General features: G+C 71.9%; 9 protein-coding genes and 1 pseudogene. 5 read left to right on the top strand and 5 right to left on the bottom strand.

The window, feature by feature from the left end; genetic code table 11:
• Nucleotides 1–61: 61 nt before the first annotated feature.
• Nucleotides 62–349 (bottom strand): annotated as a pseudogene (locus M2266_RS30805) (Gfo/Idh/MocA family oxidoreductase); the annotation flags it as partial.
• 881 nt (nt 350–1,230) lie between these two features.
• Here M2266_RS30805 and M2266_RS30800 point away from each other — a divergent pair.
• The 4 genes from M2266_RS30800 (at nt 1,231) to M2266_RS30785 (ending at nt 5,845) form a co-directional block, all read left to right on the top strand.
• On the top strand, nt 1,231–2,115 hold the full coding sequence (locus M2266_RS30800) for a glycosyltransferase family 2 protein (RefSeq protein ID WP_277441562.1): 885 nt from the start codon (nt 1,231–1,233) through the stop codon (nt 2,113–2,115).
• Between the two features lie 187 nt (nt 2,116–2,302).
• Nucleotides 2,303–3,607, top strand: coding sequence for an MFS transporter (locus M2266_RS30795; protein WP_277441561.1), 1,305 nt, complete (start codon nt 2,303–2,305; stop codon nt 3,605–3,607).
• 86 nt (nt 3,608–3,693) lie between these two features.
• Entirely contained in the window at nt 3,694–4,713 is a 1,020-nt protein-coding gene (locus M2266_RS30790) for a TolB-like translocation protein (protein WP_277441560.1), read from the top strand.
• Nucleotides 4,714–4,876: 163 nt separating this feature from the next.
• Nucleotides 4,877–5,845 (top strand): DUF4352 domain-containing protein, encoded by a 969-nt coding sequence (locus tag M2266_RS30785; RefSeq protein ID WP_277441559.1) that lies wholly within the window; start codon nt 4,877–4,879, stop codon nt 5,843–5,845.
• A gap of 24 nt (nt 5,846–5,869) precedes the next feature.
• On the opposite strand, the gene M2266_RS30780 is transcribed toward M2266_RS30785, so the two are convergent.
• The 4 genes from M2266_RS30780 to M2266_RS30765 form a co-directional block, all read right to left on the bottom strand.
• Nucleotides 5,870–6,616, bottom strand: coding sequence for a DUF4232 domain-containing protein (locus M2266_RS30780; protein WP_277441558.1), 747 nt, complete (start codon nt 6,614–6,616; stop codon nt 5,870–5,872).
• 106 nt (nt 6,617–6,722) lie between these two features.
• Nucleotides 6,723–7,694, bottom strand: coding sequence for a fatty acid desaturase (locus M2266_RS30775; protein WP_277441557.1), 972 nt, complete (start codon nt 7,692–7,694; stop codon nt 6,723–6,725).
• 145 nt (nt 7,695–7,839) lie between these two features.
• A complete protein-coding gene (locus M2266_RS30770) occupies nt 7,840–9,030 on the bottom strand; it encodes a helix-turn-helix domain-containing protein (RefSeq protein ID WP_277441556.1) in 1,191 nt (396 codons plus the stop codon).
• 106 nt (nt 9,031–9,136) lie between these two features.
• Nucleotides 9,137–10,573 carry an MFS transporter gene (locus M2266_RS30765; protein ID WP_277441555.1) on the bottom strand — a complete coding sequence of 479 codons (1,437 nt, stop codon included), beginning with the start codon at nt 10,571–10,573 and terminating at the stop codon, nt 9,137–9,139.
• Nucleotides 10,574–10,799: 226 nt separating this feature from the next.
• On the opposite strand from M2266_RS30765, the gene M2266_RS30760 reads away from it, so the two are divergent.
• Nucleotides 10,800–12,347, top strand: a complete 1,548-nt coding sequence (locus M2266_RS30760; protein ID WP_277441554.1) for an acyl-CoA carboxylase subunit beta — start codon at nt 10,800–10,802, stop codon at nt 12,345–12,347.
• The last annotated feature ends 63 nt before the right edge of the window (nt 12,348–12,410 follow it).

The raw sequence follows: 12,410 nt of genomic DNA, 5'->3' as shown, positions 1-12,410 counted from the left end.
TGTGGTCGCACATCAGGGTCAGACCGCGCTCCTCGGCCTCGGTCACCAGCCGCAGACCGTCCGCGTACGTGGCGGCCAGCGGCTTCTCGACGAGGACGTGCTTGCCCGCGCGCAGTGCCGCGAGCGCGACGTCCAGGTGCGTGCCGGCGGGTGTGGCCACGGCGACGGCGTCCACGGCCGGGTCGGCGAGGACTGCCGCGTAGTCCGCGGTCGCCTGGACGGTGGAGTACCCGCCGAGCACCCGCTTCGCCCGGTCCACATCGAGGTCGCAGAGGTGGCGCAGCCGGAACTTCGGGCTGGACTGGAAGTTGCGGACCAGGTTGGGCCCCCAGTAGCCGGCGCCGACCACGGCGACACCCAGTGGCTCGGCCGGTCCCGTGGCAGGAGCGCCGGTGTCCTTCACGGCGCTCTTCACAGTGTCCGTCACAGTGTTCGTCGTCCCTTCGTGCACGTTGGCTGACGCATCGACAGTTCAGAGGCGTGGAGGGGGCGCGGGGGCTCCGCGGACATGCCGCCGTGGCCGAGCGGCTGCCCGCCGCGGAGCGGTCTGCTCCCGGCGCGGTCCGGTGCCCGGCGTGCTGTCAGCCGACGACGGGGCATACGCCCGCCCGAAGCGGCGACCGCGGCGGCGAGGCCGACCGCGACCAGCGGGATGTCCTGGCGGCTCCGTGCCGAACAGCGTCGGCGGAGTCCCGGACTCCCGCGTTCCACAACCTGTGACTCATGCGTGACCCGCTCAACGGTCATGCTCCCCCCACCACGGTGCTCTACGTACTCCGCCCGACCGCCGGCGCCCCGCGTTCCAGTCCGCCACATGACCGAGTGGCGGAAGTGCGGTGCGGACAGCGGTGGTTGAACGTGAGTACGTGGGTCTTACACCTGACCGGACGATGACGGACCACCCGCTGCAACGTGCCCCCCGCAGCCGGAGTCCGTGCTGATCTGTTGTGACGAGTACCGCCGTGTCGTCCCCACGACGGAACCCTGACGCGCGTGCGGTGCGAGCGGGTCCGGTCAAGCACATCCGAGCCCGGTGGAGCCTCTGCTGCACCCAATCCACCCCAGGTTTCCCAGGATTGGCCGCAGCATTGCCGGAACCTGTCCGTCCGGGGTCATTTTCCCCGCCCAAACCGGTCCGCCGACGCTCAATCTAGACCACCGGACGCAGCCGGGGGGACAGTTGGACGAAACACTCAGCACCCGTCTCGTACTTGCGGTCATACTGCCCGGGTGACGAGCATCGTGATACCGGCGCACAACGAGGGCCGGGTCATCGGCCGACTCCTCGACTCGCTTCTCGCGGAGTCCTGCACCGACGAGTTCGACATCGTGGTGGTGTGCAACGGCTGTACGGATGACACCGCGCAGGTCGCGGGGGGCCGGGGCGCCGACGTCCGGGTGGTCGAGATCGCGGAGCCCTCCAAGCATCGGGCGCTGCGGACCGGCGACGAGCACGCGCACGGTTTCCCCCGGCTGTACGTGGACGCCGACGTGGTGATCACGACGTCGGACGTCCGGGCGCTCATCCAGCCGCTGGACGACTCCTCGGCGATCCTCGCCACCGCTCCCGAGCGCGACCTGCCGCTGGCCGGCTGTGCGTGGCGGGTCCGGGCCTACTACCAGGTGTGGCAGCGGCTGCCCGCCGTGCGCCGGGGCCTGTTCGGCCGAGGTGTCATCGCGGTGTCCGAGGCGGGGTACGCCCGGATCGCGGCGCTGCCCCCGCTGATGGCCGACGATCTGGCCGCCTCGCTCGCCTTCGCCCCGGATGAACGGCTCGTGGTCGACACGGCCCGGGTCGTCGTCCATCCCCCGCGCACCTGGCCCGATCTGATCAAGCGCCGGATCCGGGCGGCGACGTCGTCCGCCCAACTGGAGCACCACCAGCGGCAGGAGCGGGGCGGAGATCGACGGGAAGCGGCGGACGCGGCGGTCGCGCCCTCGGCGCGGACCGGCAAGGCGGACCTGCTGGCGATCCTGCGGGCCGAGCCGAAACTCGTCCCCGGCATCGTGGTCTTCCTCTGGGCGGCCGTCGCGGCCCGGCGGGGATCACGGAAGGCCATCAGGTCCCAGGACTTCGGAACGTGGCTGCGGGACGAGAGCAGCCGGCAGGGCTGACGCGCCGCTGACCTGCCGTTAACGCCCGCTCAATGCCCCGTTCTCCGAGAAGCACCTCCGCCCTCACATACAACCACTAAAGTGTCATTCGCACGTTCGAGTACAGGGTTCGAGTACAGGGACGGCCTCGGCTGCGCCGGTCACTCCTCCGCCGATTCCGCCACCACGGCAACGGGAGCACCTGAGCATGTATCTCGCGGACCGCGCCGCCCCCGCCGAGGGGACCACCGCACCGGGCCGCACGCGCGGACGCCGCTTCCCGGGGGTCTCCTCGGTGGTGTTCGCGCTGGGCGCGGTCAGCCTGATCACCGACATCTCCTCGGAGATGGTCACCGCCGTGCTGCCGCTGTACCTCGTCGTGGGGCTCGGCCTCAGTCCGCTGGGCTTCGGCACGCTCGACGGGGTCTACAACGGCGTCAGCGCACTGGTCCAGCTGACCGGCGGCCACCTCGCCGACCGGGTGCGGAACCACAAGCTCATCGCCGGGCTCGGCTATGGGCTGTCCGCGGTCTGCAAACCGCTGCTGCTCCTCGTCCACAGCCTGGGACCGCTGGGCGTGGTGCTGGCGCTGGAACGCACCGGCAAGGGACTGCGCACCGCGCCGCGCGACGCGATGATCTCCCTGTCCACCCCTGCCGAGTTCCAGGGCCGGGCCTTCGGCGTGCACCGGGCGATGGACACCACCGGCGCGGTGCTCGGGCCCGTCGCCGCCTTCCTGATCCTGCGCGCGGCGACCGACGGGTACGACGCCGTCTTCGGCGTCAGCGCCTGTGTGGCCGTACTCGGCGTGCTGGTGCTGGTGCTGTTCGTACCGGGGCGGGCGCGCGCCGGACAGGCGGCGCCGGCTGCCGCGCAGGCCACGGACGGGGAGGCCGGGGCCGACGTCGTGGAGAAGCGGCCGGTCGACCTCCGCGAGGCGCTGCGGCTGCTGCGCCTGCCGCGGCTGCGCGGCCTCGCCGCCTGCGCCGTGCTGCTCGGACTCACCACTGTCAGCGACGCCTTCGTCTATCTGCTGCTGCAGCGCCGCACCGGCATCAGTGAGCAGTGGTTCCCGCTGATGCCGCTCGGCACGGCCGCGGTGTTCCTGCTGCTGGCCGTGCCGGTCGGCACGCTGGCCGACCGGGTCGGACGGCGCGTGGTGTTCCTCGTGGGGCACGCCCTGCTGCTCGTCGCGTACACCCTGCTGCTCTGGGCCCCCGAACTGCCGGCCCTGCCCTACCTCGTGCTCGCGCTGCACGGCATGTTCTACGCCGCGACCGACGGTGTACTGCCGGCCGCGGTCTCCGCCATCGTCCCCGAACAGCTGCGGGCCAGCGGACTTGCGTTGGTCGGTACCGGCCAGGCGCTGGCCCGGTTCTGCTGCTCGATCGCCTTCGGCGCGGCCTGGACCGTCTGGGGTGACGCTCCGGCGCTGGCCGGATCCGCGGTCGGTCTGCTCTGCTGCGCGTTGGTCGCCGGCGTGGTGCTGCGCCCGTCCGGCGGCCGGGCGTGATCGCGGACCGCGTCCCGACGCCGTACGCCCCCCCGGGCCGCCGCTCCCGCGTCGCCCCCTCTGTCCCGACACCCGCGAGGATCGCGATGACAGCCAAGCGCCGCCTGCTCGTACTCGCCACGGCGGTGCTGCTCCTCGCGGGCCTGGGACTCGGGCTCGTTCTGCACGCGGCCGACCGGGCGGACCAGAAGAACCGGCCGCAGGCGGGCGGCCCGTCGGTCAGCGCGGGCAGGGTGGGGCTGACGCAGCCGGGGAAGCTCGCGTTCCTCAACGGGGCCCGGGGCCCGCACCTCACCGACCTCGCGACGGTGCCGGCCACCGATCCCGCGGGGGGAAGGACGGCCTCCGGCGTCAAGTGCCAGCGCTTCTACGCGGCGGCGGGCACCGGCGTCTGCCTCCAGTCCACCCCCGGCGCGCTGGCGCAGAACAACCGGGCCCTGATCCTGGACGCGAACCTGAAGACGGAGCGCAGCTTCCCGCTGGCCGGCACTCCCAGCCGCGCCCGCGTCTCACCCAGCGGCCACCTGGCAGCCTGGACCGTCTTCGTCGGCGGAGAGTCCTACGGCTCCGCGTTCTTCTCCACCCGCACCGCGATCCTGGACACCCGCACCTGGCAACTCACGGCCAACCTGGAGGAGTTCAGCATCCTCATGGAGGGCAGGAAGCACCATGCCGTGGATGTGAACTTCTGGGGAGTCACCTTCGCGGCGGACGACGACACGTTCTACGCCACGCTGGGGACCGGCGGCAAAACCTATCTCGTCAAGGGATCCGTCTCCCGCCGCTCGGTCGCCACCGTGACGCAGAACGTCGAATGTCCTTCGCTCTCCCCGGACGGCACCCGCATCGCCTACAAGAAGCGCGCGCTGCGCGGCGCCGCGCTCTGGCGCGAGTACGTCCTCGACCTGCGGACACTGCGCGAGACGCCGCTCGCCGAGCACCACAGCGTGGACGACCAGGCCACCTGGCTCGACGACAGGACCGTCGCCTACGCCCTGCCCACGGAGGGCGCGGTCGGGACCACCGACCTGTGGAGCGTCCCCGCCGACGGCACCGGCGCACCCCACCTGCTGATCCCCGGCGCGTCCTCCCCGGCGCCGCTGTAGCCACGGCGGCAGCACGCCCTTCCGGACTAGTCGAGCCTGCTTGCAGTTACAGCGGGTGTCCGTACGAACACACCAGGCGAGCGGCGCGCGGAGGTACGGAGACCAACCTATGGTGAGATGAGGAACGAATCGCGAGCTGTGTGCGGACGCTTCTCTGGAGGCGATGACCATGCATCGCGCTCACCGGCTGGGTGCGTCGTCCTTCTTCGGCGTGATGCTCGCCGCCGTCGTGGCCGTCGGATGCTCATCGCCCTCGGTCACCACGTCTCCGTCGTCCGCGCGGCCCTCAGCGGGCGGTTCGTCCGTCCCGGATTCGAGTTCCACCGCGTCGCCGACCGCCGCGGGGCAGGCGGAGGCGCAGGTCGGTGACACCCTCGATCTCGTGGGCACCGGGGACGGCGAGCGCATGGCGGTCACGGTCACCCGCGTCGTGGATCCGGCGGGCGCCGACGTCTTCAGCCCGGACCAGGGGAATCGTTTCGTGGCCGTGCAGTTCCGGCTGCGCAACACCGGAACGGCCGTCTACGCCGATTCGCCGTCCAACGGGGCGCAGGTCGTCGACACCCTGGGCCAGGCCTTCAACGCCACGATCGCCGACACGAACGCGGGACCCGGCTTCCCCGGCAGCGTCCGGCTCACCCCGGGCAGTACCGCGTTGGGCTTCGTCACGTTCGAGGTGCCGAAAGCGTCCGCGATCGCCCACGTGCACTTCACCCTGAATTCCGGATTCGCCGCCGACACCGGCCAGTGGACCGTGCAGCGCGTGCAGAAGGGCGCGCCGACCGCGGGCACGGCCCCGGCACCCCAACCGACCGCCTCCACGGCGCCCGTACCCCCCTCCACCGCGGAGGGGACGAGTCCCCGCCAGGTCGTCGAGAACTACTACGCCGCCATCAACGCGCACGACTACCGGACGGCGTGGGGTCTGGGTGGCAGGAACCTCGACAGCTCCCTGCAGAGCTTCACCGCCGGTTTCGCGGGGACCGCCAACGACGCCGTGACCGTGACCGGTGTCGAGGGCGAGACCGTGAGCGTCGTTCTCGACGCTACGCAGACGGACGGCAGCCACCGGGTCTTCTCCGGGACCTACACCGTTCGCGACGGCACGATCGTGAGCGCGGACATCCACTGAGACCGGTCGCACAGGACCGGAGGGTCAGGAGCCCATCGGGTTCACGAAGGTGCCTGGGTGGGTGGCGGCGTCCTGGCGGGTGATCGAACCGCCCCAGGGCCACTTCAGGGAGAACTGGGTCTTCTCGTCCGGTGGGGTGATGCGGACGATGGCGGGTTGGAAGGATTCGGCGGCGGGGGCGGTGGTGGGGAGGAGGGTGATGGAGAAGCTCGTCGTGTTCGAGGGCTTGAGCAGAATCTTGGTGGGTGACGCCGACGAGCGGGTCAGGGACCAGGTGCCGTCGGTCGCGCGGTCGCCGACGATGTCGACGCCGGGGAAGCCGATCAGCGAGCAGGTGTGGCGGCTGATGTTGGTGAAGTAGACGGAGGCGCGGGTCTGGTGGGTCGAGGTCATGTCCGGCGCCGCGCCGCCCGCGGCGTCGAAGCCCGCTTTGAGGTCGGCGGTGTGGCAGCGGGTGATCGACGCGAGATCGACGACCGTGGACGTGTTGGCGGTGGACGTGTCGTCGGGGGAGGCGGCGGCGTCCGGCCGGACGCCGGCCGTCGTCGGGGAACCGCCGGCCGTATGGTTTCCGCTGCTCGCGGCCGAAGGGGTGGCCGTCGGCGTGCCCGTGCCCTTGGCAGGAGCCGGGGTGGTCGGCGCGTGGTTGGGGACCCCGCTGGATCGTGCGCCCTCCACCGAGGACGAGCACGCCACGGCGCCGGTGGTCAGGGTGGCCATGGCGAGGACCGCGGCCCCGTGGCGGGGCAGACGGTTCAGCAGTGCGGTCACGGGGGTACCCAGCTCTCAGCGTGCGGCGGCGCGGCGATCTCTCTGGGTGATCACGCGCGGAGCACGGGCCGCGGTTCCAGCCGACCGCCACCTGCCGTCGGACCGGTCACGGCAAAGGGTCCGCCGTGGCCGTCCTCGACGCGAGACGGCGCTCGTCGGGCCAGTGCACCGCGTGGGCCCAGGAGAGCTTCTCGAAGATCCGGATGAGGCGGGCGCTGGAGTCCAGCTGGCCGCGCAGGACACCGTGCCGGGCCGAAGTGGGCTCTGCGTGGTGGAGGTTGTGCCAGGACTCGCCGCCGGACAGCACGGCCAGCCACCAGACGTTGCCGGAACGGTCCCGGGACCGGAAGGGGCGGGCGCCCGCGACGTGGCAGATCGAGTTGACCGACCAGGTGACGTGGTGGAGCAGGCCGATCCGCACCAGGCCGGCCCAGAAGAACGCCGACCACGCGGCCCCGGCGTCCCAGACGCCCGGCCCCCACAGGCCGCCCGCCACGGCCGGCAGTCCGAAGGAGGCCAGCACGATCAGCGGCTGCCGGCGTGCAAGCCGGACCAGGTCCTGGTCGGCGAGCAGGTCCGGGACGTACCGTGCCTGGTTCGTCTTCTCGTTGTTGAACGTCCAGCCGACGTGGGCCCACGCCATGCCCTTGAGCAGGGCCCGTACCGACGTGCCGAACCGCCACGGGGAGTGCGGGTCACCGGGCAGGTCCGCGAACTGGTGGTGGCGGCGGTGGTCGGCGCACCAGGTGATCACGTCGCCCTCGACCGCCATCATCCCCGCGACGGCGAGGGCGATCTTCAGGGGCCGGGCCGCGCGGAACGCCTTGTGGGTGAAGAGCCGGTGATAGCCGACGGTGACGCCGTGCAGGACGACCGCGTACATCACCGCGCCGATCACCACCTCGTGCCAGCCGATGCCCCATCCCCACAGGACGACGACCGAGGCGATCACCGCGACGAAGGGGATGCCGGCGAAGACGCCCACGACGACCCGGTCGGAGGTGCCCATCCGCTCACCCCACGGGGGTTCGGAGGCGGGGCCGGCGGCGGCTCGGGTGCTGGGGTTCCGCTGTGTCATCGGACCCTCCTTGACGCTGCGCTTCGGGCGCTGTGCGGTCGGGTGGGCGGCACCCTACTGACGGGTAGGCGGGGGTGCTACGCGGTGGCGGCGCAGCCGGAGGAGGCCGTTCATCACTCGACTGACAACGGGGAACACGGCGACGTCAACGCAACTGCTGGACGCGCAGCGCCAGTTCCATCTCGAATCGGGCGTCGGGGTCCTGGAGCCGGTCGCCGAAGAGCTCGTCGAGCTGGCGCAGCCGGTAGCGGACGGTCTGCGGGTGGATACCGAGCCGCCCGGCCACCTCGTTGGCGTTGCGGCTGCACTGCAGCCAGCAGAGCAGGGTGTCGGCGAGGCGGCCCCGGTACGGCGGGCGCATCCGTTCCAGCGGGCCCAGATGGCGTTCGGCGAGGGCGTCCACCAGGGCCTCGTCCTGGAAGAGCAGCATGGTGGCGAGGTTCTCCGAGCAGCGCACGACCTCACCGCCCGGCAGGACGTCCCGGCGCGCGAGGTGCAGCGCGTCCATCGCCCAGCGCAGCGACCTGGCGCCCTCGGTCAGGCCGACGGTGGGGCCGAGGGCGGCGCGGTGGCCCTGCAGCGCCGAGTCCACGGCGCGGGTCCGGCCCGGGCCGGCCGGGTCGGGGACGACGACGCAGCCGGGCCGCTGGTCGAAGCGGGCCAGGAAGTCAGGTGGCAGGATCGGGTACAGGGTGTCCCGTTCCCAGTGGTGGTCCACGACGACCACGGCGAGGGAGGCGGGGACGGGCCAGTGCGCGGCGTGGGCGAGATCGCGGATGGCCTCCTCGGTGGGGGGCTGCTCGGCGATCAGCATGTCGAACAACCGCAGCCGGCGGCGCTGCAGCTCGCCGGCCAGGTGCAACTGGGCCTCGGCGTAGCCGGCGGAGGTGGCCGTGGCGATCTCGTCGATGTGGACCAGCGCGGCCTCGCCCAGCAGGCCGAGGACCTCGCGCGGCAGGACGTCGGCGTCGGCGAGGGTGACGATGCGGCGCCAGGCGATCCGCGCGGAGATGCGGAGCGCGCCCTGGAAGGAGTCGAGACTGCGGCCCTCCCTGGCCTCGCCGCGGCCGATGCCGCGGTAGATGCCGATGACCTCCTGCGCGCTGATGCCCGGGGTGGAGAGGCGGTCCAGCAGGAGGTTCAGGCCCAGTTCCACGCCGGTGTGAATGGTTTTCGTGTAGGTGTCGTTCGTCGGGCGGTCGTACTCGGGGATCTCGGCCTGGATGGCCGCTACCACCTCCTTCCGGATCGCGTCGAGGAAGGGCCGGAGGTGGTGGGCGAGTTCCGGGGGGATCTGGCTGAACGGCTCATCGGCCAGTTCGAGTGTCTGTCGCACCGTGGCGGAGTTCCTTCCGCTTATTGGTTCGAGTTCTTGCGACGGTACTCCCCGGTAGCCATCGCCCGCCACGGTGCCTGACGGAGTATCAGATAATGGCCGGTTATCACTTGCGTGACAACGAGCGCCCGGCGCGGTGGAGGCCCCGAGCCGCCGGGGCCCGGTGGCGCAGCGCCCAGAACGTCACCAGTGCGCCGCACAGCACACAGCCGGCCGCCAGTCGCAGCCCGGCCGCGTAGCCGTCGAGGAACGCGGTACGCGGGTCGGACCCCACGCTGAGCTCCGCGCGCCGGGTGTGCGTCAGGACGACGCCGACCAGGGCGATGCCGAAGACCCCGGAGATCTCGCGGGCCGCGCTGACCACGCCGGACGCCATGCCGTTGCGCGAAGGGGGCACCGCGGCCAGGGAGCGGATGGTCAGCGGAGTGGTGAGCGCGGAACCGGCGCCGATCAGCAACAGCCCCGGCTGCAGGCCGAGGTAGCTGGTCCGCAGACCGGTCATGGACACCTGCACCAACCCCCACGCCACCAGCACCAGCCCGGCCGCGATCACCCGGTGCGCGCCCCAGACCGTGCAGAGCCGTTCCGCGAACGGTGTCAGCGCCAGCAGGGCGAGCGCCAGCGGCAGGAAGGCGAGACCGGCCTTGGTCGCGGAGAACCCCAGCACCTGTTGCAGGTACAGGGTGGTGAAGAAGAACACGCCGTTGACGCCGACGCCCCAGAGCACCTGGGCGGCCGTGCCGCCGCTGAGCAGGCGGTCGCGGAAGAGGCCCAGTTCGAGCAGCGGTGCCGCCGCGCGGACCTCCCGGGCGACGAACAGCCGGCCGGTCAGCGCCGCCGCGAACAGGCACTGGGGCACCGGCCACCGGGTGAAACCGTGCGCCCCGCCCTCCAGCAGGCCGTAGGCCAGCAGGTACAGCGCGGCCGCCGACAACACGACTCCGGGTACGTCGAGCCGGCGCAGCGCGGACGGCCCCGGGCGCCGGACCGCGGCCGGCACCGCCCCGGCCAGCAGCAGTCCCAGCACACCGAAGGGCACGTTCAGGAAGAACACCCAGCGCCAGCCCCAGCGCTCGGTGATGAACCCGCCGAGCACCGGCCCCAGGGCCAGCGCGACGGCCAGCGCCCCGGTCCACAGCCCGACGGCGAGCGACCGCCGCGCGGGGGGCAGGTGGCCGGTGATCACGGCCAGCGTCGCGGGGATCACCAGTGCGGCCCCGACCCCCTGCACGGTCCTGGCCAGGATCAGCGTCGGGCCGTTCGCCGCGAGGCCGCCCGCCACCGAGGCGGCCGTGAAGACCGTCAGTCCCGCGATGAGCACCGGCCGGCAGGACAGCAGGTCGGCGAGCCGGCCGCCGGCCGGCAGCAGGGCGCCGAAGCTCAGCACGTAGCTGGTGCCCACCCACTCCAGATCCTGCAGATCAAGGCTCAACGCCCGTTGCACGGACGGCAGCGCGACGTTGACGACGGTGTTGTCCAGCGTCGTGATGAACCCGGTCACCGCGATCCCCAGCATGATCGGCAGCATCCTGACCCGGTCCACCGGCGGCTCCTTTCCCGGGGCGGAAGACGTCGGTCCTGACGCGTCGCGCGCGCGGGGCCGTCCGACCTTAGCCGCCACCCGCGCCCGCGGCCTTGTCATCGGAGTGACAGAACGCGGACAGGCCGCTGTCACGCCCCGCTCTAGTGGCACGGCACCCGGAAGCGGAACCTGATGCCCCCATGACGCTCGGAATTCCGGATCCCCCCTCCGGTAAGGAGAGCCGCGTATGACCCGCTTCGTCGAGTTCGAGTCCCGTCGCGCCCAGCAGTTGCGAGGAGGCTCACCAGCGGCCGTGGAACGTCAGCACAGCCGGGGCCGGCTCACCGCGCGGGAGCGTATCGACCTGCTGCTCGACCCCGGCTCCTTCACCGAGACCGACGCCTTCGTACGGCACCGCTGTACCGCCTACGGCATGGACGCCTCCCGTCCCGACGGCGACGGGGTCGTCACCGGCCACGGCACCGTCGACGGCCGCCCGGTGGCGGTGTTCGCCCAGGACGCCACCGTGTTCGGCGGCAGCATGGGGGAGGCCTTCGGTGAGAAGGTCCTCAAGGTCATGGACCACGCGCTGAAGGTCGGCTGCCCCGTCATCGGCCTCAACGACTCCGGCGGCGCGCGCATCCAGGAGGGCGTCGTGGCCCTCGCCCACTACGCGGAACTCGTCCACCGCAACGTCATGGTCTCCGGGGTGATCCCCCAACTCTCCATGATCCTCGGGCCGTGCGCGGGTGGCGCCGCGTACTCGCCGGCGCTCACCGACTTCACCGTCATGGTGAAGGACATCTCCCACATGTTCGTGACCGGACCCGACGTCATCCACTCGGTGACGGGGGAGGAGACCACGGCTGAGGAACTGGGCGGCGCCCGCACCAGCTCCGTCGTCAGCGGCACCGCCCACTACCTCGCCCACGACGAGGCGGACGCCTTCGACTTCGTGCGCGGGCTGCTCTCCTACCTGCCCGCCAACAACCGCGAGGCGCCACCGCGCTACCGGCAGGACTGCGACCCCGGCATCACCGCGCGGGACCGGGAGCTCGACGAGATCGTCCCCGAGAACCTCGGGCACGCCTACGACATGCGGGAGATCGTGCGGCGGGTCGTGGACGACGGTGAACTGCTGGAGATGCAGGAGCTGTTCGCCCCGAACATCATCTGCGCCTTCGGTCGCGTCGAGGGCTCGTCGGTGGGCATCGTCGCCAACCAGCCGCTGCACTCCGCCGGCGCCCTGGACATCGACGCCTCCGAGAAGGCCGCCAGGTTCGTCCGGTTCTGCGACGCCTTCGGCATCCCGATCCTCTCCTTCGTCGACGTGCCCGGCTACCTCTCCGGCGTCCGGCTGGAGCACGGGGGCATCGTCCGCAGGGGCGCCAAACTGCTGTACGCGTACGCCGAGGCCACCGTCCCCGCGATCACTGTCGTCGTCCGCAAGGCCTACGGCGGCGGGTACGCCGTCATGGGGTCCAAACACCTCGGCGCCGATCTCAACCTGGCGTGGCCGTCCGCGCAGATCGCCGTCATGGGGGCACAGGGCGCGGTCGCCGTTCTGCACCGCAAGGAGCTGCGCGACGCCGAGGACCCGGAGCTGCTGCGCAAGCGGCTGACCACCGAGTACGAGAACGCGTACGCCACCCCGTACCTCGCCGCGGAGCGCGGCTACCTCGACGCCGTCATCCTCCCGCACGAGACCCGCGGCCGGATCGCCCGGGGGCTGCGTGCGCTGCACGGAAAGCACCGGCCGGCACCGCAGCGCCAGCACGGCAACATCCCCCTGTGACCGTCACCCGTCCCAGGGCGCCGCGGATCCCCCACCGCCATCCCCACTGAGAGCGGTCCCTCG

The sequence above is a fragment of the Streptomyces sp. SPB162 genome (assembly GCF_029504575.1).
Lineage (GTDB): Bacteria > Actinomycetota > Actinomycetes > Streptomycetales > Streptomycetaceae > Actinacidiphila.
Note: the sequence above shows the minus strand (reverse complement) of the source record. Positions and strands in the feature narration are given on the sequence as shown.

Excerpts from the sequence above, each read along its gene's own strand:
- M2266_RS30795 (WP_277441561.1), top strand. The coding sequence starts at position 2,303 with ATGTATCTCGCGGACCGCGCCGCCCCCGCCGAGGGGACCACCGCACCG.
- M2266_RS30785 (WP_277441559.1), top strand. The coding sequence starts at position 4,877 with ATGACCATGCATCGCGCTCACCGGCTGGGTGCGTCGTCCTTCTTCGGC.
- M2266_RS30790 (WP_277441560.1), top strand. The coding sequence starts at position 3,694 with ATGACAGCCAAGCGCCGCCTGCTCGTACTCGCCACGGCGGTGCTGCTC.
- M2266_RS30760 (WP_277441554.1), top strand. The coding sequence starts at position 10,800 with ATGACCCGCTTCGTCGAGTTCGAGTCCCGTCGCGCCCAGCAGTTGCGA.
- M2266_RS30775 (WP_277441557.1), bottom strand. The coding sequence starts at position 7,694 with ATGACACAGCGGAACCCCAGCACCCGAGCCGCCGCCGGCCCCGCCTCC.